Source organism: Streptomyces sp. NPDC018019 (genome assembly GCF_044327805.1).
In the GTDB taxonomy this organism is placed as follows: domain Bacteria; phylum Actinomycetota; class Actinomycetes; order Streptomycetales; family Streptomycetaceae; genus Streptomyces.
On record NZ_JBIRGD010000001.1, the window covers coordinates 242,828 to 267,430 of the forward strand.

Here is a 24,603-nt window from a genome sequence, read left to right on the forward strand (position 1 = left end):
GCCGTCGGGCGGCGGGTGCCGGAGCCGGGGCGAGCGGGCGGCCCGGGGGAACGTACAGTCGAGGAAACGTGCGGCCGTAGGAACGTACGTCCGTGCCGGCACGGCTTCGTGGGAACGTACGAGTGACGCGCTCCTCACCGGTGGTGGAATGGGACGCCTGTGGTGGCCGTTAGCATGGGTGTCCGCGCTGAGGCAAGACCATTTGGGAAGGTGTCATGACTGACAACGTCGACGGAATGCCCGCCAAATTCGCGATGCTCGGTCTGACATATGACGACGTGCTGCTGCTGCCCGGCGCCTCCGAGGTGCTGCCGAACGCGGTCGACACGGCGTCCCGGGTCTCGCGCAACGTGACGGTCAACATTCCGCTGCTCTCCGCCGCGATGGACAAGGTCACCGAGGCGCGGATGGCGATCGCCATGGCGCGGCAGGGCGGCGCGGGCGTGCTGCACCGCAACCTGTCCATCGAGGACCAGGCCAACCAGGTCGACCTGGTCAAGCGCTCCGAGTCCGGCATGGTCACCGACCCGATCACGGTCCGCCCGGACGCCACCCTCGCCGAGGCGGACGCGCTGTGCGCGAAGTTCCGCATCAGCGGTGTGCCGGTGACGGACCCGGCGGGCAAGCTGCTGGGCATCGTCACCAACCGCGACATGGCCTTCGAGCTGGACCGCAGCCGTCAGGTGCGCGAGGTCATGACCCCGATGCCGCTGGTCACCGGCAAGGTGGGCATCTCCGGTGACGACGCGATCGAGCTGCTGCGCCGCCACAAGATCGAGAAGCTGCCGCTGGTCGACGACGCTGGCGTGCTCAAGGGCCTGATCACGGTCAAGGACTTCGTGAAGGCCGAGAAGTACCCGAACGCCGCCAAGGACGCCGAGGGCCGGCTGGTCGTCGGTGCCGCCGTGGGCGTCGGCGACGAGGCGTACGACCGGGCCCAGGCGCTCGTCGAGGCCGGCGCGGACTTCCTGGTCGTGGACAGCGCGCACGGCCACAGCCGCGGCATCCTCGACATGATCGCCAAGGTGAAGTCCAACATCCCGGTCGACGTGGTCGGCGGCAACGTCGCCACCCGCGACGGCGCCCAGGCGCTGATCGACGCGGGCGCCGACGGCATCAAGGTCGGCGTCGGCCCGGGCTCCATCTGCACCACCCGCGTCGTCGCCGGTGTCGGCGTACCGCAGGTGACGGCCATCTACGAGGCCGCGCAGGCCGCGAACGCGGCGGGCGTGCCGCTGATCGGCGACGGCGGTCTGCAGTTCTCCGGCGACATCGCCAAGGCCATCGCGGCGGGCGCCGACACGGTCATGCTGGGCTCGCTGCTGGCCGGCTGCGAGGAGTCGCCGGGCGAGATGGTCTTCATCAACGGAAAGCAGTTCAAGTCGTACCGCGGCATGGGCTCGCTGGGCGCGATGCAGTCCCGCGGCCAGGCGCGCTCCTTCTCCAAGGACCGCTACTTCCAGGACAACGTGCTGTCCGAGGACAAGCTGGTGCCCGAGGGCATCGAGGGCCAGGTCCCCTACCGCGGCCCGCTCGGCTCGGTGGCCCACCAGCTCGTCGGCGGCCTGCGCGCCTCCATGGGCTACGTCGGCTCCGCGAGCATCGAGGAGCTGAAGGAGAAGGGCCGCTTCGTCCGCATCACGGCGGCGGGCCTGAAGGAGAGCCACCCGCACGACGTGCAGATGGTGACCGAGGCGCCGAACTACGCGCGGCGCTGAGCCGTACCCGCAGCGCGCACACCCGGAAGCCCGCGACCGTCAGGCCGCGGGCTTCCCCGTGTCGGGGATACTGGAACGGCATACGTAGAGGGAAAGGCCACACACGTGACTGAGATCGAGATCGGGCGCGGCAAGCGCGGCCGCCGGGCATACGCCTTCGACGACATCGCCGTCGTACCGAGTCGGCGCACCCGGGACCCGAAGGAGGTCTCGATCGCCTGGCAGATCGACGCCTACCGCTTCGAGCTGCCGTTCCTGGCGGCCCCGATGGACTCGGTCGTCTCGCCGCAGACCGCGATCCGCATCGGTGAGCTGGGCGGCCTGGGCGTGCTGAACCTGGAAGGGCTCTGGACGCGCTACGAGGACCCGGAGCCGCTGCTCGCGGAGATCGCGGAGCTGGACGGCGACGCCGCCACCAAGCGCCTCCAGGAGATCTACGCGGCGCCGATCAAGGAAGAGCTGATCGGGCAGCGCATCAAGGAGGTGCGCGACTCCGGCGTGGTGACCGCCGCCGCGCTCTCGCCGCAGCGCACCGCCCAGTTCTCCAAGGCCGTCGTGGACGCGGGCGTGGACATCTTCGTGATCCGCGGCACCACCGTCTCCGCCGAGCACGTCTCCTCGGCCGCCGAGCCGCTGAACCTGAAGCAGTTCATCTACGAGCTGGACGTCCCGGTGATCGTCGGCGGCTGCGCCACGTACACCGCGGCCCTGCACCTGATGCGCACCGGCGCGGCGGGCGTGCTGGTCGGCTTCGGCGGCGGCGCCGCGCACACCACCCGCAACGTGCTCGGCATCCAGGTGCCGATGGCGACCGCGGTGGCCGACGTGGCCGCCGCCCGCCGGGACTACATGGACGAGTCCGGCGGCCGGTACGTGCACGTGATCGCGGACGGCGGTGTGGGCTGGTCCGGCGACCTGCCCAAGGCCATCGCCTGCGGCGCGGACGCGGTCATGATGGGCTCGCCGCTGGCGCGCGCCACCGACGCGCCGGGCCGCGGCCACCACTGGGGCATGGAGGCCGTCCACGAGGACGTGCCGCGCGGCAAGCGCATGGACCTGGGCGCGGTCGGCACCACCGAGGAGATCCTGTGCGGTCCCTCGACGCGCCCCGACGGGTCGATGAACTTCTTCGGCGCGCTGCGCCGGGCGATGGCGACCACCGGTTACTCGGAGCTGAAGGAGTTCCAGCGGGTCGAGGTGACGGTCGCGCCGTCGCAGCACGACAAGCGCTGAGGCTCCCGCGGACGCCGAGAGGGCCCGGACCGCACTCCCCGTGCGGTCCGGGCCCTCTCGTATGGCGTGCCCAGCCGGTGCGTCAGCCGCCCAGCTTCTTGGTGACCTGGAAGCCGCCGGCCCCGGCCAGCAGGTAGAAGACCACGTCGATCGCGCCGAGGTACTCCTGCCACGCCGCGTTGACCAGGTCGAAGTGGCCGAGGACGGTCTCGGACAGCGGCATGCCGGTGATATCGGAGGTGATCAGGGCGATGCCGAAGACCTGGCCGAGGTAGAGGCCGAGCAGGCCGAGCACCGCGCCGATCACCGGCAGCGCCGCGCCGCGGCCGCCCACCTTGCCCAGGACGGCGCCGATCAGGGCGCCGACGGCGAGTGCCGCGTACCCGATCGAGGCGCCGTCCACGGCCTTGAGCACCGCGCCGTACACACCGGCCGCGACCAGCGTGGTGACGATGCCGAGCGCGACGGCCAGGCCGGGGTTGCCCCGGCGGGCGGGCGGCGGGGCCATCGGAGCCGGGAAGCCGCCCGGTGCGGGCGCGCCGTACGGGGCCTGCGGCGGCTGGTGGGGCTGCTGCGGCTGCTGAGGCGCGGACGGCCAGGGCTGGCTCATGTTCTTCCCCCGGGAGTGACCGTCGCGGTGCCCGTGCGGCACCGGGGACCGGTCGGTGTGATGGACGCGCATACGGTCGATGCGCGGTCACAAATTAACAGACGCGTCTGACATGTCCACTATGGAATTATCCGGACAGCGACCGTGACATCGCCCCGGAGCCGCAGTTCAGAGCCGGTGCGCCGCGCCGGTGGGGGTCGCCCCCCGGGTGTCCAGCAGCAGTTGGGCCTTCACCGACAGGCCCTGGAGGTCGTACGTGCGGTGGTGCTGGAGGAGCAGCGTGAGGTCCGCCCCGGCGGCGGCCTCGTAGAGCGCGTCGGCGCGCGGGACCGGCCGGCCGAGGACCTGCCACTGGTGGACGTACGGGTCGTGGTACGTGATGTGCGCGCCCAACTCCATGAGCCGGGAGGCGATTTCGCGGGCGGGGGAGCCTTCCTCGTCGGCGATGTCCGGCTTGTACGTGACGCCGAGCAGCAGCACGCGGGCGCCGCGCGCCGACTTGCCGTGCTCGTTGAGCAGGGTGGCGCAGCGCTGTACGACGTAGCGCGGCATCCGGGTGTTGACCTCCTGCGCCAGCTCGACCAGCCGCAGCGGATATCCCAGTGAACGCCCTTTGTACGAGTAGTAGTTGGGGTCGATCGGGGCGGAGTGGCCGCCGACGCCGGGGCCGGGGCGGAACGCCTGGAACCCGAACGGCTTGGTCTCGGCGCAGCGGATGACGTCCCACAGGTCCACGCCGATGTCGTGGCAGAGCACCGCCATCTCGTTCATGAGCGCGATGTTCAGATGCCGGTAGTTGGTCTCCAGCAGCTTGGCCGTCTCCGCCTCGCGCGGCCCGCGGGCCCGTACGACCCGGTCGGTGAGCCGTCCGTAGAACGCCGCCGCGGCCTCCGTGCAGGCGGGGGTCAGTCCGCCGATGACCTTCGGGGTGTTGCTGTGGCGGTGGGCGCGGTTGCCGGGGTCGTGGCGCGCGGGGGAGTGGGCGAGGTGGAAGTCGCGTCCCGCGGTCAGGCCGGAGCCCTCTTCCAGGAGGGGGCGCAGGAATTCCTCGGTGGTGCCCGGGTACACGGTGGATTCGAGGATCACTGTGGTGTGCGGGCGCAGGTGCGCCGCCAGTACGCGGGCGGCGTCGGCGACCGCGGCCAGGTCGAGGGCGCCGTCCTCGCCGAGCGGGGTGGGGGCGCAGATGACGGCCGTACGGACCCGGCCGAGCACGGTGGGGTCGTCGGTGGTGCGGAAGCCGGCCGCGAGCAGCCGGCGGATCTCGGGCGCGGTGAGGGTGCCGTGCGTACCGTGCGCGGCGGCCGGGCGTCCTTCCGCGGGTGCGGGGGCGCAGGGCGTGGCCGCCGTGTCCGGCGGCCGGGGGTCGTAGCCGATGGTGCGGACGCCGGCGGCGGTGGCCGCCTGGGCGAGGGGGAGACCGATATGGCCTAGTCCGACGACGGCGAGGTCTGCGGGCATGGCTGGCTGCCGTCCTTCCCGAGCGGTTCCGGATGGGGCGGTGAAGCATAAGAGCATAAGTAGACTAAGCGGACATTTGGCCCAGAATGGGGATTGCGGCGGCCGGGTGTTGCCCGGCCGCCGCAGGGTGGATACGGGCCGGTGGCGCGGCCAGAATCGACGGACGGGGAGTGTGACCCCGACCACAGCGGGAGGCAGCGGTGAGGACAGCGACACTCGGACCGGCCCAGCGCGCGGAAGCGCTCGCACGGATGGCGGAACGGGAGCTGGATGTTTTGGTCGTCGGCGGCGGGGTGGTCGGCGCCGGTACGGCGCTGGACGCGGCGACCCGCGGGCTGGCCACCGGGCTGGTCGAGGCCCGCGACTGGTCGTCGGGCACGTCGAGCCGGTCGAGCAAGCTCATCCACGGCGGGCTGCGCTACCTGGAGATGCTGGACTTCGCGCTCGTACGGGAAGCGCTGAAGGAGCGCGGGCTGCTGCTGGAACGGCTCGCGCCGCACCTGGTCAAGCCGGTGCCGTTCCTCTACCCGCTCACCCACAAGGGCTGGGAGCGCTGGTACGCGGGCTCCGGCGTCGCGCTCTACGACGGCATGTCGGTCTCCTCCGGGCACGGCCGCGGACTGCCCGTGCACCGGCACCTCTCGCACAAGCGCGCCCTCCGGGTGGCGCCCTGCCTGAAGAAGGACGCCCTGGTCGGCGCGTTGCAGTACTACGACGCCCAGGTGGACGACGCCCGCTTCGTGATGAACCTGGTGCGGACCGCCGCCCTGTACGGCGCGGAGGCCGCCAACCGGGCCCGGGTGGTCGGCTTCCTGCGCGAGGGCGAGCGCGTGGTCGGCGCCCGGGTGCAGGACGTCGAGGGGGGCGGCGAGTACGAGGTGCGGGCGCGCCAGGTGGTCAACGCGACCGGTGTGTGGACCGACGACACCCAGGCCCTGATCGGGGAACGCGGGCAGTTCCACGTACGGGCGTCGAAGGGCATCCACCTGGTCGTGCCCAAGGACCGGATCCACTCGACGACCGGGCTGATCCTGCGCACGGAGAAGAGCGTGCTGTTCGTGATCCCGTGGGGCCGGCACTGGATCGTCGGCACCACCGACACGGACTGGGACCTGGACAAGGCGCACCCGGCCGCGTCCAGCGCCGACATCGACTACCTGCTGGAGCATGTGAACTCGGTGCTCGCGGTGCCCCTGACGCGCGACGACGTGGAGGGCGTGTACGCGGGCCTGCGCCCCCTGCTGGCCGGTGAGTCGGACGCGACCAGCAAGCTGTCGCGCGAGCACACGGTCGCGCACCCGGTGCCGGGCGTCGTCGTGGTCGCGGGCGGCAAGTACACGACGTACCGGGTCATGGCCAAGGACGCGGTGGACGAGGCGGTGCACGGGCTCGACCAGAGGGTCGCCGAGTGCGTCACGGAGGACACGCCGCTCGTCGGCGCCGAGGGCTACAAGGCGATGTGGAACGCGCGCGCCCAGACGGCCGCGCGCACCGGGCTGCACGTGGTGCGCGTCGAGCACCTGCTGAATCGATACGGCGCGCTGGCCGACGAAGTCCTCGAACTCGTCGTGGCCGACCCGGCGCTCGGCGAACCGCTCGCCGCCGCCGACGACTACCTGCGCGCCGAGGTGGTCTACGCCTGCACCCACGAAGGGGCGCGGCACCTCGACGACGTCCTCACCCGCCGCACCCGCATCTCCATCGAGACCTTCGACCGGGGCACCCGCAGCGCGCGGGAGTGCGCCGAGCTGATGGCGCCGGTGCTGGGCTGGGACGCGGACCAGGTCGACCGCGAGGTGCAGCACTACGAGAAGCGGGTCGAGGCGGAGCGGGAGTCGCAGCGGCAGCCGGACGACCTGACGGCCGACGCGGCGCGGCTGGGGGCGCCGGACATCGTTCCGCTGTAGCCCCTCAGCCGGTTCTGCCGGGCGGACCCGCCCGGCAGAACTCCGCCGCCAGGACGGACACGGCGTGGTCCGCCGCGGCCCGGGTGTCCGTGTTGACGTGCAGGCTCAGCACGTGGCGGCCGTCCGCCGTGGTGGCGGTCTGGGCGTACGAGCCGTTGATGTCGCCGTTGTGCCCCCACACGGTGGTGCCGCAGGGCAGCTCGACGGCGTACAGGCCCAGGCCGTACGCGCCGCCCGTCCGCGACGCGTTCCGCAGCTGCGCCGTCTCGCGCGGCGGCAGCAGCTCGCCGCCGAGGAGGGCGGCGAAGAACCGGTTGAGGTCGCCGAGCGTGGTCACCATCTCGCCCGCGGACCCGGCCCGGCTCGGGTCGAGGGCGGTGGCGTCCACCCGGCGCGCGCCGACCAGGGAGTAGCCGCGCCCGTACGGTTCGGGCAGGGCCGGGTCGGTGCCGGGGAAGGACGTACCGGAAAGCCGTACCGGCCGGACGATGCGCCGGGTCACCTCTTCGGCGTACGGATGCCCGGTGACGTGTTCGATGACCAGGCCCAGAAGCAGGTAATTGGTGTTGGAGTACGCGTACCGGGCGCCCGGGGGCGCGGTCGGCGGATGGCTCAGGGCGGTGCGCAGCAGCTCGGCGGGGGTGTGCGAGTCGTAGCGGTGGGCGCGGAAGCCGCTGCCGTACAGCTGCCGGGCCAGCCGCCGGTCCCGGGTGTAGTTGAACAAGCCGCTCGTGTGGTCCAGCAACTGGCGGATCGTTACGCGGGACAGCTCGCCGGCGGCGCCCCCGGCCGCGTCCCGGAGGCTGCGGGGCAGCCGGCGCAGGACCGGGTCCTGGAGGCCGAGCCGGTGCTCGGCGGCGAGCTGGAGGACCACGGCCGCCACGAAGGGCTTGGTCAGGCTGCCCGCGCGGAAGTGGTCGGCGCGCCGTATGGTCCGGCCGCTGCGCAGGTCGGCGACGCCCGCGGTGGCGAAGCGGGACGCCTGGCCGCGGGCGCCGACGGTGCTCAGGGCGGCGGCGCCGGGCGCCCCGTCGTGCACCAGCCGGCGCAGCGCGGGCGTGGTCCGGTCCGGCGGGAGCGTGAGCGGCGCCGGGAGGGGGGCCGTGCGCTGCGGGGCCCGTACGCCGGTACAGGAGGTGAGGGTGGCCAGGGCGGCGAGGACGGCCAGGACGACGGTGAGGACGGGCAGGCGGCCGGGGGCGCGGGACGGGCGCGGGGCTCCGGTGTACGAGCTCCGGTCGGCGGTGGCGGCCCGGAAGGCGGCGGTCCGCTCGGCGGCGGTCCGGGTGGCGGCGGGGAGGTGCCACATCGTCGTTTCCGGCCTCGTTCCTGTCGTGGTTCCCGCGTCCCGGCGCCCGTCCGCACCGCGCCGACGATGCCCTCGTCAGCGGCCGTGCCGCCCGTACAGGCCATCATGGCGGGTGCACAACAGGCGCCGAGTCGTGGACCCTGGCCTTCCCCACAGGCGCGGATGAGAGAGAATGAGGGCTCCGCCAGGGTGGGTTGTCCGAGTTGGGCCAGTTTGGTGATCGACGCGTGTTCGAGATGCCAACTCGGCTGGATTGCAGAGGGGATTCAGTGGGCGACGAGGTCGAGATGGACGGCAAGGAGGGCAGGCTGCTCGCCGGCCGGTACCGGCTCGCCGAAGTCCTCGGCCGGGGCGGAATGGGTACGGTCTGGCGCGCACGGGACGAAGTGCTCGGCCGTATCGTCGCGGTCAAGGAACTGCGCTTCCCTGGCGGGGTCGAGGAGGACGAGAAGCGCCGGCTGATCACCCGTACGCTGCGGGAGGCCAAGGCGATCGCCCGCATCCGCAACAACGGCGCGGTGACGGTCTACGACGTGGTCGACGAGGACGACCGCCCGTGGATCGTGATGGAACTGGTCGAGGGCCGTTCGCTGGCCGAGGTGGTGCGCGACGACGGCCCGCTGACGCCGCGCCGGGCGGCGGAGGTCGGCCTGGCCGTCCTCGACGTGCTGCGCGCCGCGCACCGCGAGGGCATCCTGCACCGCGACGTGAAGCCGTCCAACGTCCTGATGTCCGACGACGGCCGGGTCGTGCTCACCGACTTCGGCATCGCCCAGGTGGAGGGGGACCCCTCGCTGACCTCCACCGGCATGCTGGTCGGCGCGCCGTCCTACATATCTCCCGAGCGGGCCCGCGGCCAGAAGCCGGGACCCCCGGCCGACCTGTGGTCGCTGGGCGGCCTGCTGTACGCCTGCGTCGAGGGCGTGCCCCCGTACGACAAGGGCTCGGCGATCGCCACGCTGACCGCGGTGATGACCGAGCCGCTGGAGCCGCCGAAGAGCGCCGGCATGCTGGAAGAGGTCATCTACGGGCTGCTGGTGAAGGACCCGGCGGCCCGGCTCGACGACCGGGGCGCGCGGGCGCTGCTCCTGGACGCGGCCAACGCGCCGGAGGACACCGGCCCGGAACCGCCCGACGCGACGCGCGCGATGGCGCTGCCGGTCGTCCCGGAGGAGCCCCCGGTCAAGGCCAAGGACCGGGACCGGGAGCAGGCGCGTTCCAAGCCGTCGGCGCCGCGCCCGCAGTGGAAGCCGAAGCCGCGCCCGAAGGAAGACGAGAGACGCGCGCCGGAGGCGGGCCGCGGCGGCGCGTCCGCGGCGTCCGGCGCGCGCGCGGCATCGGCGGCCGGTCCGCTCACGGAGACCTCGCGCACGGGCACGGGCTCCGGCGCCAAGGCGGCCACCACGTCCTCCACGACGCGTGGCCAGTCGGCGCAGACCGGCTCGACGAACGGGCCGAAGAACTGGCCGACGGCGGTCGGCTCCGCCGGGCGTACGGGCTTCGAGTCGGAGGGCGCCAAGGAGAAGGTCCGCAGCGCGCTCCAGACGGTGCGCAAGGCGGCCGCCGCCGCGGTCGCCGCGGCCCGGCCGGAAGCGAAGCCGGACGACGGTGCGCGCCGGTCCGGCCCGCCGAAGGCGTCCGTCACCGACGTCGTACCGCGCCGGACGCTCGTCATCGCCGCGGTGGTCGTGGTGCTCGCCGTCCTGGGCACGGTGCTGGCCTTCGCGCTGAGCGGCGAGGACGAGAAGGGCGGCGGCCGGGCGGCGGGCCCGGCCGCGACCGGCCAGGCCGCTTCCTCCGAGGGCACCGGTTCCGGGAAGGGCGCCGACGGCAACGCGTCGCAGCCGGCGGACGGCAGGCCGGGCGGCCAGAACGGCGGGAACGGCACGCCGGGCGGCGCGGGCAAGGACGGAGCGGCACTGCCGCAGGGGTACGGGACGGTGGCGAACGCCGGGTTCCACTTCGCCGTCGCGCTGCCGTCCGGGTGGAAGCAGACGGACACGGCCGGCCAGAACTCCGGCGCCGTCTACAGCGCCGGGGGCGGCTTCCCGCGCGTCCAGATCGACTACAACGCCAAGCCCGGCAGCGACGCGGCGGCCGCCTGGCGCAGCCTGGAGCCCGCGGTCGGCCGCAGCAGCGAGAACTACCACCGCATCGACATCAAGACGGTTCAGTGGCGGGGGTACCCGACGGTCGCCGACTGGTCGTTCACGCGCAAGCAGGGCGGCCAGGACGTCCGCGTGCTCAACCGCGGCTTCCGCGCCGACGACCGGCACGGCTACGCGATCATGATCACCTGCAAGGCGGACGCCTGGGACGCGGCGGAGTGCCGCCGGCTGCGGGACACCGCCTTCGCGACGTTCCAGGTGAAGGACTGACCTTCCGCGGCGTGCGTACCGCAGAGGTGCGCAGGCCGGCGAGGTGGGCGCGGTGACGGCCGCAGGGCGGCGGCGAAGTCCTGGGGGAACTGTTGGCCGGAGCGCTCCTCAACCCGCGCCTCCGGCACGTATCGTGAGACCCCGTAGACCGTACGCAGCCGCAATCGGAAGGAAAGCGACCGGTTTTGACCACCGCGGGTGACCGGTGGGGCCGGACGCTCCCGGACAAAGACGGGCAGGCGGCGTGAAACGCGCGCTGGGAGGCGTCGTGGACGAGTACGCGGGAAGAGTGCTCGCCGAGCGCTACCGCCTGCCGGTGCCGCCGTCGGACGTGTACGAGTTCGCCGAGACCCGGGCCTTCGACACCTACAGCGGCCAGGAGGTCCTGGTGCGCCAGGTGCCGCTGCCCGAGGTGGTGGACGCGGAACTGCTCGACGCCGGGGGCCCGGCCGGGCGGCCCGCGCCCGGCGCCCGCGGTCCCTGGACGGCCGGCGCCGACCGGACACCGCACGACCCCGCCGTACGCCGGGCCCTGGAGGCCGCCACCGCCGCGGCCCGGCTGCCCGACCACCCGCAACTCGACCAGGTCTTCGACGTCTTCGCGCAGGACGGCAGTCTGTGGATCGTCAGTGAGCGCGTCGCGGCCCGGCCGCTCGCCGCGCTGCTCGCCGAACGCACCCTGACCCCGCACCGCGCCGCCGAGGTCGCCGCCGACCTCCTCACCGCCCTGCGCGCCCTGCACGCGCACGGCTGGACGCACCGCAACATCACCGTCCGCACGGTCCTGATCTGCGACGACGGCCGGGCGATCCTGACCGGCCTGGCGGCGGGCGCGGCGGAGGAGGCGCTGTGCGGGTACGACCCGGTGCCGCGGGAGGAGGGCGCGGCGGGGCAGACCGAGGCGCGGGGGGCGGCGTCCGTACCGGAGCGGATGTCCGCACCGGAGCAGGCGTCCGTACCGGAGCAGGCGTCCGCGCCGGCGGGGGCGTCCGGACGGGATGAAGCGGAGCCTGGTGCTCCGGGAGCGGGCGATGCCGGAGAGCGGGATGCCGCGCCCGGGACGGACGCGCGCCGGGCCCGCGCGGGGGCCATCGCCGCCTACCAGGCGGGTACCCGGGCGGCAGCCGCCCGAACGTCCGTCGGCGACGGCGCGCCCGCCGACCCGGCGCATCCGGCCGACCCGCACTTCAGCCCGTACCGGGACCACATCACCGCTCCGGCACCTCCGGCTGATGCGGCTGACGCGGCCCACCAGGCGCATCAGGCGCATCAGGCCCACCCCTCCTCTCCGATCCTGCCGGGCAGCGCCGCGTACGGCGGCAGCCTGCCGGGGCCGGGGCCGCGCACCGGCGTCCAGGTGCCGCACCCGCTGCCGATACAGCGGCCGGCGCCGGAAGCCGGCCCCTCCTTGTCCAAGGAACCGGGCCCGCGGACACCGAGCGAGCCGCAACAGCCGCAACAGGCAGAACAGCCGCAACAGACGGACCGGCCGCAACAGACGGACCGGCCGGAGCAGCCGGGGCGGCCGGACCGGCCGGAGGCGCAGTATTCGGCGGAAGAATGTCCGACGGAAAGGCATCCGGCGGATCGTTCCGGTGCCTACGGCCGACCGAGCGCGGCCCTGGCCGCCGAGCGGGCCCGGCAGGTACGCATCAACGTCGTTGGACCGGTCACCGAGCGCTGGGCGCCGGAGCAGGCCGGTCCGGTCCACGCGAACTGGCAGCTCGCGCCCCCGGTCGGCCCGGCCACCGATCTGTGGGCGGTCGGCGCGCTGCTGTTCCGCATCGTGCAGGGGCACTCCGCGTACCCGGAGGACAGCGCCGCCGAACTGGTGCAGCTGGTGTGCTCGGAGCCGCCCTCGTACGCGGAGGAGTGCGGCGCGCTGCGGCCGGTCGTCGAGTCGCTGATGCGGCAGGACCCGGCCGACCGCCCGGACTTCGAGGAACTGCGCGGCTGGCTGCGGTCGCTGATCCGTACCGCGCCGGAGCCGGAGGTGGGCAGCCGGGTCGTGACCGTGCCGTCGCTGGAAGGGCCCGTCGATTCCCGGCGGCTGCCGATCCTGCGGCGCCGGGGCGAACTCGTCCGCAAGGGGCGGCACAAGAAGGCGCGCCAGTCCCGGCCGCCGCGCCCCGCCAGGCTCCCGCGGCAGCCGAAGGGCAAGCGCCGGGCCGTGGCGTACCGGGAGACCGCCCAGCACGCTCAGCCGGGTCTCACCGAGGCCCGTGCCGAGCACCCGGGTACGCCCGCGGCCCCGCAGGCATCCCCGCCCGTCCCGCCGCCGTCGGCCGACCACGCCCCTCCCCACTCCCGCCCCGGAGAAGGCCGGCACCCCTACCCGGCCCCCGACCAGCCGCTCGGGTCCTCCGCCCGGCCTCCGCGCCGCCCCAAACCGGCGCGTGCGGCCCGGCAGCCGCGCCCCGCCAAGCAGATCCGGCGCATCGAGGGCGCCACACCACCGGGCGGACGCGGCCCGCGCCACCTGGGGCGGCTGCTGGTGGGACTGGTGTTCCTGCTGTTGGCCGGGGCGGTGCTGTACGCGTTCCTGTTCATGCCGGAGGCCGGCTCGGGGGAGCGCGGTGCGGACAGCGTCCGGGAACGCAAGGGAGCGGTGGGCAACCAGAGCTCCACCCCGGACGGCGGCACCGGCAGCCGCTCCGGCGACCAGGGCGCCCGCGCGCGGCAGCCGCAGACCACCGAACCGGCCGGCCTCGCCGAGGGCTTCGAGGTGCGCAAGGACCCGGAGGGCTTCCAGGTCGCCGTCCACAAGGGCTGGCAGCGCCGCGGGGAGAACGAGCGCGGCCAGGTCCGCTACCTGGGCAACGGCTTCGAGCTGCTGATCGTGCCCGGCCGCGACACCACGTCCCGCTACGGCACCGACCCGATGGCCTACCAGCAGGACAAGGAGGCCGAACTGGCCCCGTACCGGGAGTCCAGCTGGTCCGGCTCCTCCGGCCTGCGCCGCATCGACGTCGGCCGGGCCGCCATGGCCGAGGGCACCTTCACCTGGCAGGACAGCAGTGGCCGCCAGGTCTACGTCCGCAACCTCGCCATGATCCACAACGGCCGCTACCACATCGTCCAGGTCCTCGGCCCGGACAACGACCGCCGCGAGGTCGACCGCCTGTACGACCAGGCGACGGGGTCCTACCGGCCCAACTGAGTCCCGGGCCCGCCCGTGGCGCGCCGCGAGAGGGCCGTACAGCGCCTTGTCGGTCTTCCGGCGCGCGGCTAGCCTCCTAACTGACGGGTCGTCAGGTTCGGTCGTGGCGGCCCGCCGGCCACCGGCCGAGGGCACCGCGGGAGGGGAACCAGATGGAGCTGCCGCGCATCGTCAGCGTCGACGACCACGTCATCGAGCCCGCGCACCTCTTCGAGACCTGGCTGCCGGCGAGGTACCGGGAGCGGGGGCCGCGGCCGCTGACCGCCGGGATCGGCGAGCTGGCGTACACCGGCGGCAAGTACGTGATCACGATGGACCCGGAAGGGCCGCCCACCGACTGGTGGATCTACGAGGACCTGAAGTTCCCGTACAAGCGCAACATCGCCGCCGTCGGCTTCGACCGGGACGAGATGACGCTGGAAGGCATCACCCGCGCCGAGATGCGCCCCGGCTGCTGGGACCCGGCCGAACGGCTCAAGGACATGGACCTCAACCACGTCGAGGCGTCGCTGTGCTTCCCCACGTTCCCCCGCTTCTGCGGCCAGACCTTCGCTGAGGCGCGCGACAAGGAGGTCGCCCTGGCGTGCGTGCGCGCGTACAACGACTGGATGGTGGAGGAGTGGTGCGGGGACAGCGGCGGGCGGCTGATCCCGCTGTGCATCGTGCCGCTGTGGGACATCGGCCTGGCCGTCGCCGAGGTGCGGCGGAACGCGGAGCGCGGCGTGCGGGCCGTGACGTTCAGCGAGATCCCGACCCACCTGGGGCTGCCGTCGATCCACTCGGGCTACTGGGACCCGTTCTTCGCGGCCTGCGAGGAGACCGGGACGGTGGTCAACATGCACATCGGGTCCAGCTCGCAGATGCCGGCCGCCTCCCCCGACGCGCCGCCCGCCGTGCAGGCGTCGCTGAGCTTCAACAACGCCATGGCGTCGATGATGGACTTCCTCTTCAGCGGCGTCCTGGTGAAGTTCCCGCTCCTGAAACTCGCCTACAGCGAGGGCCAGATGGGCTGGATCCCGTACGCGCTGGAGCGTGCCGACGACGTGTGGGAGGAGCACCGGGCCTGGGGCGGCGTACGCGACCTGATTCCCGAGCCGCCCTCTTCGTACTACTACCGGCAGATCTTCTGCTGTTTCTTCCGCGACAAGCACGGCGTCGCCTCGCTCGACGTGGTCGGCCGGGACAACGCGACCTTCGAGACCGACTACCCGCACGTGGACTCGACGTTCCCGCACACCAGGGAAGTCGCCCTGGACCATGTGCGGGGGCTGGACGAGGAGACCGTGTACAAGCTGATGCGCGGCAACGCGATCCGCATGCTCGGTCTGGACCTGGACTGATGGGGCGGACGGGGCCCGGCCGATGGACCTGACGTACCCGCCCGAGGAGGAGGAGTTCCGGGCCCGGCTGCGGGAATGGCTCGCCAAGGCGCTCCCGGAGCTGCCGCCGCGCCCCGACCCGCTGGACTGGCCCGGCCGGCGCGCGTACGACCTCGGCTGGCAGCGGCGGCTGTACGACGCCGGATACGGCAGCCTGCACTGGGACGCCTCGCCCACCCGGCGGCTGATCTTCCTGGAGGAGACGGAGCGGGCCGGGGCGCCCTACGTCGGCGCCAACTTCGTCGGCCTGCTGCACGCCGGGCCGACCATCGCCGCCGAGGGCACGGACGAGCAGCGCGCCCGCTGGCTGCCGCCGATCCTGCGCGGTGAGGCGGTCTGGTGCCAGGGCTTCAGCGAACCGGACGCGGGCTCCGACCTCGCCGCGCTGCGCACCCGTGCCGTACGGGACGGTGCCGACTATGTGATCACCGGGCAGAAGATCTGGACCTCGCACGCGGAGATCGCCGACTGGTGCGAGCTGCTGGTGCGCACGGACCCTGAGGCGCCCCGGCACCGGGGCATCTCCTGGCTGGCGATGCCGATGGACGCGCCCGGCATCACCGTACGGCCGCTGCGTACGCTCGTCGGCCCGGCCGAGTTCGCCGAGGTCTTCCTCGACGCGGTGCGGGTGCCGGTGGCGAACCGGGTCGGCGCCGAACACGACGGCTGGCGCGTCACCATGGTCACGCTGTCCTTCGAGCGGGGCACCGCCTTCGTCGGCGAGGTCGTCGCCTGCCGCCGCACCCTCGGCGAGCTGGCCCGTACGGCACGGGCGAACGGGCGCTGGGACGACCCGGTGCTGCGCCGTCGGCTGGGCCGGCTGAACGCCGAGTTCGCGGGGCTGTGGCGGCTCATCCAGTGGAACGTCGGCGCGGCCCGGGAGGCGGGCGGCGTGCCGGACGCGGGCGGCTCGGTGTTCAAGCTGCGCTATTCGCAGGCCCGCCAGGAGCTGTACGACGCCGCCGCCGAGGTGCTGGGGGCGGCCGGCGCGCTGGACGCGGACCAGGAGTGGACGGCGGCCCGGCTGTCGTCCCTCTCGTACACGATCGCCGCCGGCACCTCCCAGATCCAGCGCGACATCATCGCCGAGCGCATCCTCGGCCTGCCGAAGGGACGGTGAGCGGGCCCGTGGACCTGCGACCCACCGCTGACCAACGGGCCTTGCGGGCTTCGGCGCGCGACCTGCTGGCGCGCCGCTTCGGGCGGGACCGGCTGCGGGAAGCGGTGGAGAGCCCGGCCCTGGACCGTGCGCTCTGGCGCGAGCTGGGCGCCGCCGGGTTCTTCGCGCTGCGGCTGCCGGAAACGGATGGAGGGGTGGGGCTCGGGCTGCCGGACGCGGTGCTGGTCTTCGAGGAGGCGGGGCGGGCCCTGCTGCCGGGGCCGCTGGTGGCGGGGCACCTCCTCGCGGGGGTGGTGCCGGGCGCGGCCACCGGGGAGCGGGTGGTGGGGCTGTGCGATGTGGGGGCGGACGGGGCCGGGATGTGGGAACACCCCGGGGACTGCGATGAGTTGATCTTGGTTGAGGGGGAGGGGGGCGGTCTGGGGGCGGACGCGTCCGGGTGTGCGTCCGGGGCCGCGTACGGGAACGCGTCCGGGGCCGCGTACGGGAATGCGTATTGGAGCGCTTCCGACTGGCCCGTTCTGGAGCACCTCCGTTCCATTGATCCGCTCACCCCGCTAGCGCGCGTGGTGTCCTACCCGCGCCGCGCCCCGCGCGCTCTCGACGTGCCGCGCCTGCGCCGCGAGGCCGCCCTGCTGACCGCCGCGCTCCAGCTGGGCAGCGCTGCCCGTACGGTCGAGATGGCCGTGGAACACGCCGGACGGCGGGAGCAGTTCGGGGTACGGATCGGATCGTTCCAGGCAGTGAAACATCTGTGCGCCGAGATGCTGATACGCGTGGAAATAGCCCGAAGTGCTGTGTATGCGGCTTCGCTCACCGGACAGTCACTCCCAGTAATCGGTGCGAAGCTGCTCGCGGACGAGGCGGCGGTGCGCAACGCCCGGGACTGCCTTCAGGTGCACGGCGGTATGGGCTTCACCTGGGAGGCGGATGTGCACCTGCATCTCAAGCGGGCGTGGCTGCGGATCGAACAGTGGCAGAGCGGGGCAAAGGCGGAAGAAGCCCTCGCCGAGGCCCTCCTGGGTGACGATATCGGTGTGTAGCGCGTCTTGTGCGGAATGTCGGATTCCGTACATGCAAGCGGTCACGGAGGGTCGATATCGGGTTGTGTCCCGGGCGTCACTCGTCACAGGGGGGAGTCGGCGCCGTGCTCGGGTACGCTCCCTTGGGTGCGAGTGGTTCTGAGGCGCAACTGTTCCCGTGGGGTCGTGGTGACCGACCCGGGATCCCGAATGCGCTCCGCTCGCCCTCGAAGGAGGGGCGCGGGGCCCTCTTGTTCGACTCCCGGCAAAGCGCGTCGCACAGTATGCAGCACGCATACTCCCTTGCGCTGGAATATGCCCGAAGCGCTTGTTGGGGTGACTGAACGTCAACCATGCTGTGCATCACCGGGGTCACGGAGTGTGACCTCGATGAGGCGCGAGGCGATGTGTCCGCCGGTTCGGATGGTGTGAGCGGTGCAGGTGCTTCAGGTGCAGTTGGAAGTCCGGCCCGACCCCGCGGAGGTGGGGCGGGCCCGGAGGTGGGCCAGGTCGCGACTGGCCGGCTCGGGTATAGGGGCCGACGAGCCGTTGGCGGAGACGCTGATCCTGCTGATCTCCGAGCTGGTCACCAACGCCGTCGTGCACACCGGGAACCCCGCCGAACTGCGGATGTGCTTCTCGGGTTCGGGTGCCGTGGTGGGCACCGTACGGGTCGAGGTCGCGGATCGCAGCGCCCGCGCGCCACGCCCCCGGCGCGCGGACGGTGACGACACGAACGGCCGCGGCCTGGAGCTGGTCGACGGGCTGGCGGACCGCTGGGGCTGGCGGCCCGAGGGGGCCGGCAAGAGCATCTGGTGCGAGGTGGACCGCGGTCAGTCGATGCTGATGGCGGGGTCGGACCTCGGCGCGTACGAGTCGCACTGCGCCATCCCGCACCGCGCGTGACCGGAGGAAAGTCCAGACCAGGTGTTGACGTGGCGTGTCCGCGTGATCACGCTTGGGTGGAGCGATTCGCCGCGAGGGGACGTCGAGGCTACGGGGGCGGGTGCCTCGGCGAGTGCGGGTCGTGTCCCGTAGCCGGGTGGTGGTCCGCGGTGCCGCGCTCGGGGTGCGCACGGGCGTACCGCCATCCGGCTGGGACGGACGGGGCCGGCGGGCGGCCGGTCCGCCGGGCCCGCCGCCTCAGAGCACCGCGACCGGTGCCACCGGCGTCCCGCTGCCGCCGACGAACGGCTCGGCCATCGCCGTGAGGAAGAAGGCGTAGCGGTTCTCCTCCGCGCAGGCCGCGGCCAGCTCCTCCAGGTTCCAGTTCTGGCCCTGGAGCATGCCCATCTCCACCAGGTGCAGCGCGTGCACCGGCATCCACAGGCCGTCGGTCTCCGGTGGGAAGATCTCGAAGGTGAGCGTGTCGTTGGCGACGGCCGCGACATCGCGCGCGTGGAACCACTCGGGCGTCCGGATGGACAGCCCCGGGGACGGGAAGGCGTACGCGTCCCGGTCGCCCGCCAGATAGTGCCGCAGCTGCCCGGTGCGGACGAGGGCGATGTCACCGGACCGTACCCGCGTCCCGGCCAACTCCTCCGCCGCGTCCAGGTCTTCCGGGGTGACGGCGTGTCCGCCGGGCAGCCGCCCGGGCGGCCCGGCGGGGCCGGCGTGCACCCGGGCGACGTCGAGCAGCACCCCGCGCGAGACGATCGGGGGCGCCTTCTCGATGCCCAGGACGGTGGCGCCGCCGTGCGCGGTGACGGAGTCGGCGGGGCGGCCGTTGTAGAGCCGCCCGGAGTGTGAGACGTGGGTGAGGCCGTCCCAGTGGGTGGCCGCCTGGAGGCCCATGGTGACGGCGTCGTCCGAGGTGGCGACCGTACCGGGGCCGAACAGTTCCTGGTTGATCGCGGTCATGGTGTGCAGCGGGTTGATCCGGCCGGGGATCAGACCGGTCTGCACGCCGTCCTGCCGCAGGGGCAGCGCGAGCGGGACGCGGCGGCCGGTGCGGACGGTTGCGGCGGCGGCCCGTACGACCTCGGGGGTCAGCAGGTTGAGGGTGCCGATCTCGTCGTCCGCGCCCCACCGCCCCCAGTTGTTCACGCGCTTGGCGAGGTCGTGGTACTCGGCGGGCAGTGGCATGGGCCCTCCTCGGGGGAGCGGGCGGGGGCCCGGGGCGCCCCCGGGATGCCGGGGTCGCATCCGGGCCGCATCGGGGCTGTTCCGGACGCCCGGGCTGCGCCGGGTCTTGTGCTCGGTGCGGGTCTGCCCAAAAATCTAACGGGCCGTCAGAAACTCCGGGAAGGGGCGCGGCATGGGGAACTTCTTGGCGGGCAAGGTGGTCGCCGTCACCGGCGCGGGCCGCGGCATCGGCCGCGCGGTGGCCCTCGCCTGCGCCGCACAGGGCGCCCGGGTGGTCGTCAACGACCACGGGGTGTCGGTCGCGGGCGCCGATCCGAGCAGCGAGGTCGCCGAGGCGGTGGCGAAGGAGATCGAGCAGGCCGGCGGCGAGGCGGTCGCCGTGGCGGACGACGTGTCCACGATGGCCGGCGGCCGGCGCATCGTGGACACGGCGCTCGCCCGGTACGGGCGCATCGACGGCGCGGTCTGCGTGGCCGGCATCCTGCGCGAGCGGATGCTGTTCAACATGACCGAGGAGGAGTGGGACCCGGTCGTCGCCACGCACCTGAAGGGCACGTTCACCGTCTTCCGCGCGGCCTCGGCCGTCATGCGCCGGCAGCGGACCGGCACCCTCATCGGCTTCACCAGCGGCAACCACCAGGGCAGCGTCTCGCAGGCCAACTACGCGGCGGCCAAGGGCGGCGTCATCTCCCTGGTGCGCAGCGCCGCACTGGGTCTGAGCCGGTACGGCGTGACCGCCAACGCGGTGGCGCCGGTCGCCCGTACGCGGATGTCGGCCGGTGTACCGACGGAGCTGACCGAGATCGGCGAGCCCGAGGACGTCGCGGCCCTCGTCGTGTACCTGCTCAGCGACCGCGCCGCGGCGGAACGGATCACCGGGCAGGTCTACACGGTGGCCGGACCCAAGATCGCCGTATGGGCCCAGCCGAGGGAACTGCGCGCCGCGTACGCGGACGGCGGGTGGACGCCGGAGAAGATCGCGGAGTTCCTGCCGGGGTCGGTGGGGGCGGACCCGATGCCGCTGCTGGCACGGGTGGAGGCGATGGCCGCCGCGGCGGCCGAGGGCCGCCGTCCCAACGAGTAGCCGCCGCTGCGGAGCGCCCTTCGGGCGCGGTGATTCGAGGCGTCGGTGCCGGTTCGTGTTCGGGTGCCGCGCTCTTCGCGCCTGCGGCGGGCGGGGGCCGCTGCGCGGGGCGGTCAGATTCGGGGGCGGGCCTGCGCGGCAGGCCGCTCGGACCCGTTCCCTTCCGTGGGTGGGAGGGAGGAGAGGTGGGTGGGGGCCGAGGTGAAGGGGTGGCATTCGGTGGACTTCTCGTTCGGTGCGGACGATGCGGCTTTCCGGGAGGAGGCCCGTTGCTGGCTTGCGGAGCATCTGGGTGAGGGCTTGGCTGCCGGTTCTGGGGACTGGTCTGTCCGACGGGCCTGGGAGCGGGAGTTGGGGCGGGCCGGGTGGATCGGGATCGGGTGGGACCGTGCGCACGGCTCGTACGGGAACCGGGGGGCCACGCTCACCCAGCAGGTGGTGTGGGCGGAGGAGTACGCGGCGGCGCGTGCGCCGGGGCGGGTGGGGCACATCGGCGAGAACCTGCTCGCACCGACCGTGATCGCTTACGGGGACGCCGCCCAGCGGGATCGTTTCCTCGCGCCGGTCGCACGGGGCGAAGAACTGTGGTGCCAGGGCTACAGCGAGCCCGGCGCGGGCTCGGACCTGGCGGCGGTCCGTACGGCGGCGGTCCGGGACGGGGCCACGTACCGGATCAGCGGGCAGAAGATCTGGACCTCGCTGGCGCGGGAGGCCGACTGGATCTTCGTGCTCGCCCGGACCGACCCGGCCGAGCGGGGGCACCGCGGACTGTCCTTCCTGCTGGTGCCGATGGACCAGCCGGGACGGATCGAGGTGCGGCCGATCCGGCAGATGACGGGCACGGCCGAGTTCAACGAGGTGTTCTTCGACGGGGCGGTGGCGCGGGCCGAGCACGTGGTCGGGGGCCCCGGGGCCGGCTGGCGGGTGGCGACGGGCCTGCTGGCGCTGGAGCGCGGTGTCTCCACGCTCGCCCAGCAGGTCGCCTTCGGGCGCGAGTTGAGCGACGTGGTCGCCGAGGCCGTACGCACCGGCGCGGCGGACGACCCCGTACTGCGGGACCGGCTCGTACGGCAGTGGGCCGAGCTGCGGGTGATGCGGTGGAACGCGCTGCGCACACTCGGGCCCGCCGCCGGCGACGCGGGCGCGCCCAGTGTGGCGAAGCTGCTGTGGGCCGGCTGGCACCAGCGGATGGGCGAGCTGGCGATGCACGTACGGGGAGCGGGCGCGGCGGCCGGGCCGGGGGCCTGGTCGGCGGACGCGCCGTACGAACTGGACGCGGCGCAGCGACGGTTCCTGTTCAGCCGGGCCGACACCGTCTACGGCGGTTCGGACGAGATCCAGCGCAGCATCATCGCCGGGCGGGTGCTCGGCCTCGACGGAGGGCGGAAGCGCTGATGAGGGGCGTCATCTTCGAGGGCGGGCCGCCGCGGGTCGTGGACGACCTGGCGGTCCGGGGTCCGGGGCCCGGCGAGGTGCTGGTCGGTATCCGGGCGGCGGGGCTGTGCCACAGCGATCTGTCAGTGGTCGATGGGACGATTCCTTATCCGAGGCCCGTGGTGCTGGGGCACGAGGGTGCGGGCGTGGTCGAGGAGGTGGGGGAGGGGGTCACCCATGTAGCGGCAGGAGATCATGTCGCGCTGTCCACGCTGGCCAACTGCGGGACGTGCGCGGAGTGCGACCGCGGCCGGCCGACCATGTGCCGCGCCTCGATCGGCATGCCCGGGAAGCCGTTCCGGTGCGGTGACCGGGCGCTGTACGGCTTCGCGTCCAACTCGGCCTTCGCGGAGCGCACGGTCGTCAAGGCCGTGCAGGCGGTGCGGATTCCCACGGGCATTCCGCTGACGTCGGCGGCGCTGATCGGGTGCGGGGTGCTGACCGGGGTCGGCGCCGTCCTGAACCGGGCGCGGGTGGGGCTCGGGGACACGGTGGTGGTGCTCGGCACGGGCGGCATCGGGCTGAACGTGCTCCAGGGCGCCCGGCTGGCCGGTGCTTCGGTGCGCGTCGCCGTGGACGTCAACCCGGCGAAGGAGGCGGTGGCGCGGCAGTTCGGGGCGACGCACTTCGTCGACGCGTCGGCGGTGCCGGACACCGTGGCGGCCGTCCGCGCCGTCCTGCCCACCGGCGCCGACCACACCTTCGAGTGCGTGGGCAGCACCGAGCTGATCCGGCAGGCCGTGGACCTGCTCGACCGGCACGGCCAGGCGGTGCTGCTCGGCGTGCCGCCGGCCACCGCCGAGGCGTCGTTCCTGGTCGCGTCGGTGTATCTGGACAAGTCCATCCTGGGCTGCCGCTACGGCTCCTCCCGCCCGCAACGCGACATCGCGCGGTACGCCCGCCTCTACACCGAAGGCCGCCTCCTCCTGGACGAGCTGGTGACCAGGACGTACCCGATCGAGGACTTCGCCAAGGCGGTGGAGGACATGCGGCGCGGGCGGGTGGCGCGCGGGGTGCTGACCTTCTGAGCCGTTCCGGGGGCCTGCTGACCCGTTCCGGGGGCCTGGGCGCCGCCCTTACGCGCTGAAGCGGCCGAAGGACCCCCGGTGGAACAGCAGCGGCCCGGCCTGCGCGGCGTCCGGGTCCGTACCGAGTGCGGTCACCCGGCCGACGACGATCAGGTGGTCGCCGCCGGTGTGCACGGCCTGGATCGTGCAGTCGATCCAGGCGGGCACGTCCGCCAGGCGCGGCGAGCCGGTGACCGGTGCGGGCGCGTACGTGACCCCCGCGAACTTGTCCGCGCCGCTGACCGCGAAGGCCCGGCACAGCGCTTCCTGGTGCGCGCCCAGGATGTTGACGCAGAAGACACCGGCGCGGGCGATCCGCGGCCAGGTGGTGGACGTACGGGCGACCATGAAGGTGACCAGCGGCGGGTCGAGGGACAACGACGCGAACGACTGACAGGCGAAGCCGGCCGGGGCGCCCGCGCCCATGGACGCGGGGGCGGGTGCGGACGCGGGCGCGGGCGCGGGCGCGGTGACGATCGTGACGCCGCTGGCGAAGTGGCCGAGTACGGCGCGGAAGGCGGCCGGGTCCAGCGGCGCGCGCTCGTCCTCCCGTACGGCTCTGAGGGCGGGGCGCGGCGGTGCGGCGGCGCGGGCGGGGCCCGGTGCCGTGGAGGCCGTCGTGGTGGCCGTGGCGGCGGCCGTGGTGGAGGTCGGCGCGCCGACCGAACGCAGATAGCGCACCGCGGTGGCCGCCATACCGGCGTGTCCCATCATGCGTCCATTGAACCTGATGGGCCGTCAGATTTGAAGGGCGGGCGGCGTGCGGCCCGGGGCTCACCGGCCCCGGTACGTGGGCCGTCGGCGCTCCACGAAGGACGCCACCCCCTCCCGCGCGTCCGCCGTCGTCATATTGATCTCCTGAGCCGCCGCCTCGGCCGCGAACGCCGTCCCGCGGTCGGCGTCCAGAGAGGCGTTGACCAGCTGTTTCGTGAGGGCGAGGGCCCGGGTCGGGCCGTCGGCGAGCCGTTCCGCCCAGTCCCGCGCCGCCTTCTCCAGGCCGGCGTCCGGCACGACCCGGTTGACCAGTCCCATCCGTTCGGCGTCGGCCGCCGTGACGGCGTCACCGAAGAACAGCAGCTCCTTCGCGCGCTGCGGGCCGACGAGCCGGGTCAGCAGGTACGCGCCGCCGCCGTCCGGTACGAGGCCGCGGCGCGCGAACACCTCGATGAATGTCGCGGACTCGGCCGCCACGACCAGGTCGCAGGCGAAGGCGAGGTGCGCGCCGAGTCCGGCGGCGGTGCCGTTGACGGCGGCGAGGACCGGTTTCTCGCAGTCCAGGACGGCCGTGATCAGGCGCTGGGCACCGCGCCGGATCAGGCGGGCCACGTCGCCCGCGACGCGCTCGGGCTGCTGCGGCGCGGTGGGCCCGGCGCCCCCGGCCCCCTGCCCGCCGCGCAGGTCGGCCCCGGCGCAGAAGCCCTTGCCGGTGGCGGTGATGACGACGGCCCGTACGTCCGGGTCGGTGGAGGCGTCACAGAGCCGCGCGATGATGCGTTCGCGCTGGTCGGCGGTGAGGGCGTTGAGGGCGGCGGGGCGGTTGAGGGTGATCCACAGCACGGCGTTGTCAGTGGTGTGGAGTATCAAGGAATCAGCGGTCCCGGGCCGGGGGGAACCGGGCTGGGGCCGGGCCGGATCG

General features: G+C 73.5%; 18 protein-coding genes. 12 read left to right on the top strand and 6 right to left on the bottom strand.

Translation table 11 applies throughout. The features are described 5' to 3' along the window. Positions 1–215: 215 nt before the first annotated feature. Positions 216–1,718 carry an IMP dehydrogenase gene (guaB, locus tag ACH4FX_RS01215; protein WP_398474099.1) on the top strand — a complete coding sequence of 501 codons (1,503 nt, stop codon included), beginning with the start codon at positions 216–218 and terminating at the stop codon, positions 1,716–1,718. A gap of 105 nt (positions 1,719–1,823) precedes the next feature. Then, positions 1,824–2,951: a GuaB3 family IMP dehydrogenase-related protein gene (locus tag ACH4FX_RS01220; RefSeq protein ID WP_398474100.1), complete on the top strand. Its 1,128-nt coding sequence runs from the start codon at positions 1,824–1,826 to the stop codon at positions 2,949–2,951. Between the two features lie 82 nt (positions 2,952–3,033). On the opposite strand, the gene ACH4FX_RS01225 is transcribed toward ACH4FX_RS01220, so the two are convergent. Further along, positions 3,034–3,561 carry a hypothetical protein gene (locus ACH4FX_RS01225; protein ID WP_398474101.1) on the bottom strand — a complete coding sequence of 176 codons (528 nt, stop codon included), beginning with the start codon at positions 3,559–3,561 and terminating at the stop codon, positions 3,034–3,036. Between the two features lie 168 nt (positions 3,562–3,729). After that, positions 3,730–5,022, bottom strand: a complete 1,293-nt coding sequence (locus ACH4FX_RS01230; RefSeq protein WP_398474102.1) for a nucleotide sugar dehydrogenase — start codon at positions 5,020–5,022, stop codon at positions 3,730–3,732. A gap of 200 nt (positions 5,023–5,222) precedes the next feature. Here ACH4FX_RS01230 and ACH4FX_RS01235 point away from each other — a divergent pair, with 200 nt between their 5' ends. Then, positions 5,223–6,929, top strand: coding sequence for a glycerol-3-phosphate dehydrogenase/oxidase (locus ACH4FX_RS01235; RefSeq protein ID WP_398474103.1), 1,707 nt, complete (start codon positions 5,223–5,225; stop codon positions 6,927–6,929). A 4-nt stretch (positions 6,930–6,933) separates the two neighbouring features. Here ACH4FX_RS01235 and ACH4FX_RS01240 read toward each other — a convergent pair whose 3' ends face one another. Beyond that, positions 6,934–8,238, bottom strand: a complete 1,305-nt coding sequence (locus ACH4FX_RS01240; RefSeq protein ID WP_398474104.1) for a serine hydrolase domain-containing protein — start codon at positions 8,236–8,238, stop codon at positions 6,934–6,936. 269 nt (positions 8,239–8,507) lie between these two features. On the opposite strand from ACH4FX_RS01240, the gene ACH4FX_RS01245 reads away from it, so the two are divergent. The 6 genes from ACH4FX_RS01245 to ACH4FX_RS01270 all read left to right on the top strand — a co-directional run bounded on the left by ACH4FX_RS01245 (position 8,508) and on the right by ACH4FX_RS01270 (position 18,203). Continuing rightward, complete coding sequence (locus tag ACH4FX_RS01245; RefSeq protein ID WP_398474105.1) at positions 8,508–10,616, top strand: serine/threonine-protein kinase; 2,109 nt, start codon at positions 8,508–8,510, stop codon at positions 10,614–10,616. A gap of 244 nt (positions 10,617–10,860) precedes the next feature. Further along, positions 10,861–13,776 (top strand): serine/threonine protein kinase, encoded by a 2,916-nt coding sequence (locus ACH4FX_RS01250; RefSeq protein WP_398474106.1) that lies wholly within the window; start codon positions 10,861–10,863, stop codon positions 13,774–13,776. A 152-nt stretch (positions 13,777–13,928) separates the two neighbouring features. After that, positions 13,929–15,116: an amidohydrolase family protein gene (locus ACH4FX_RS01255; RefSeq protein ID WP_398474107.1), complete on the top strand. Its 1,188-nt coding sequence runs from the start codon at positions 13,929–13,931 to the stop codon at positions 15,114–15,116. A gap of 22 nt (positions 15,117–15,138) precedes the next feature. Next, entirely contained in the window at positions 15,139–16,275 is a 1,137-nt protein-coding gene (locus tag ACH4FX_RS01260) for an acyl-CoA dehydrogenase family protein (RefSeq protein ID WP_398474108.1), read from the top strand. Positions 16,276–16,283: 8 nt separating this feature from the next. After that, on the top strand, positions 16,284–17,318 hold the full coding sequence (locus tag ACH4FX_RS01265) for an acyl-CoA dehydrogenase family protein (RefSeq protein ID WP_398474109.1): 1,035 nt from the start codon (positions 16,284–16,286) through the stop codon (positions 17,316–17,318). A gap of 414 nt (positions 17,319–17,732) precedes the next feature. Beyond that, the gene (locus ACH4FX_RS01270; RefSeq protein ID WP_398474110.1) at positions 17,733–18,203 is read left to right on the top strand and encodes an ATP-binding protein; all 471 of its coding nucleotides are present in this window, start codon (positions 17,733–17,735) and stop codon (positions 18,201–18,203) included. 237 nt (positions 18,204–18,440) lie between these two features. Here the strand turns inward: ACH4FX_RS01270 and ACH4FX_RS01275 are convergent, their stop codons facing one another. Further along, the gene (locus tag ACH4FX_RS01275) at positions 18,441–19,382 is read right to left on the bottom strand and encodes a cyclase family protein (protein ID WP_398474111.1); all 942 of its coding nucleotides are present in this window, start codon (positions 19,380–19,382) and stop codon (positions 18,441–18,443) included. Positions 19,383–19,554: 172 nt separating this feature from the next. Here ACH4FX_RS01275 and ACH4FX_RS01280 point away from each other — a divergent pair, with 172 nt between their 5' ends. The 3 genes from ACH4FX_RS01280 (at position 19,555) to ACH4FX_RS01290 (ending at position 22,928) form a co-directional block, all read left to right on the top strand. Then, the gene (locus ACH4FX_RS01280; protein WP_398474112.1) at positions 19,555–20,466 is read left to right on the top strand and encodes an SDR family oxidoreductase; all 912 of its coding nucleotides are present in this window, start codon (positions 19,555–19,557) and stop codon (positions 20,464–20,466) included. 219 nt (positions 20,467–20,685) lie between these two features. Then, entirely contained in the window at positions 20,686–21,861 is a 1,176-nt protein-coding gene (locus ACH4FX_RS01285; RefSeq protein ID WP_398474588.1) for an acyl-CoA dehydrogenase family protein, read from the top strand. Further along, on the top strand, positions 21,861–22,928 hold the full coding sequence (locus ACH4FX_RS01290) for an alcohol dehydrogenase catalytic domain-containing protein (protein ID WP_398474113.1): 1,068 nt from the start codon (positions 21,861–21,863) through the stop codon (positions 22,926–22,928). Before ACH4FX_RS01285 ends, ACH4FX_RS01290 begins: the two co-directional genes overlap by 1 nt. 48 nt (positions 22,929–22,976) lie before the next feature. On the opposite strand, the gene ACH4FX_RS01295 is transcribed toward ACH4FX_RS01290, so the two are convergent. Continuing rightward, positions 22,977–23,663 (bottom strand): flavin reductase family protein, encoded by a 687-nt coding sequence (locus tag ACH4FX_RS01295; RefSeq protein WP_398474589.1) that lies wholly within the window; start codon positions 23,661–23,663, stop codon positions 22,977–22,979. A gap of 78 nt (positions 23,664–23,741) precedes the next feature. Then, positions 23,742–24,551, bottom strand: a complete 810-nt coding sequence (locus ACH4FX_RS01300; protein ID WP_398474591.1) for an enoyl-CoA hydratase/isomerase family protein — start codon at positions 24,549–24,551, stop codon at positions 23,742–23,744. Positions 24,552–24,603: the final 52 nt, after the last annotated feature.

Coding starts and splice junctions, on each gene's coding strand:
- ACH4FX_RS01275 (WP_398474111.1), bottom strand. CDS start 19,382: ATGCCACTGCCCGCCGAGTACCACGACCTCGCCAAGCGCGTGAACAAC.
- ACH4FX_RS01260 (WP_398474108.1), top strand. CDS start 15,139: ATGGACCTGACGTACCCGCCCGAGGAGGAGGAGTTCCGGGCCCGGCTG.
- ACH4FX_RS01225 (WP_398474101.1), bottom strand. CDS start 3,561: ATGAGCCAGCCCTGGCCGTCCGCGCCTCAGCAGCCGCAGCAGCCCCAC.
- guaB (WP_398474099.1), top strand. CDS start 216: ATGACTGACAACGTCGACGGAATGCCCGCCAAATTCGCGATGCTCGGT.
- ACH4FX_RS01290 (WP_398474113.1), top strand. CDS start 21,861: ATGAGGGGCGTCATCTTCGAGGGCGGGCCGCCGCGGGTCGTGGACGAC.
- ACH4FX_RS01255 (WP_398474107.1), top strand. CDS start 13,929: ATGGAGCTGCCGCGCATCGTCAGCGTCGACGACCACGTCATCGAGCCC.
- ACH4FX_RS01240 (WP_398474104.1), bottom strand. CDS start 8,238: ATGTGGCACCTCCCCGCCGCCACCCGGACCGCCGCCGAGCGGACCGCC.
- ACH4FX_RS01280 (WP_398474112.1), top strand. CDS start 19,555: ATGGGGAACTTCTTGGCGGGCAAGGTGGTCGCCGTCACCGGCGCGGGC.
- ACH4FX_RS01295 (WP_398474589.1), bottom strand. CDS start 23,663: ATGGCGGCCACCGCGGTGCGCTATCTGCGTTCGGTCGGCGCGCCGACC.
- ACH4FX_RS01230 (WP_398474102.1), bottom strand. CDS start 5,022: ATGCCCGCAGACCTCGCCGTCGTCGGACTAGGCCATATCGGTCTCCCC.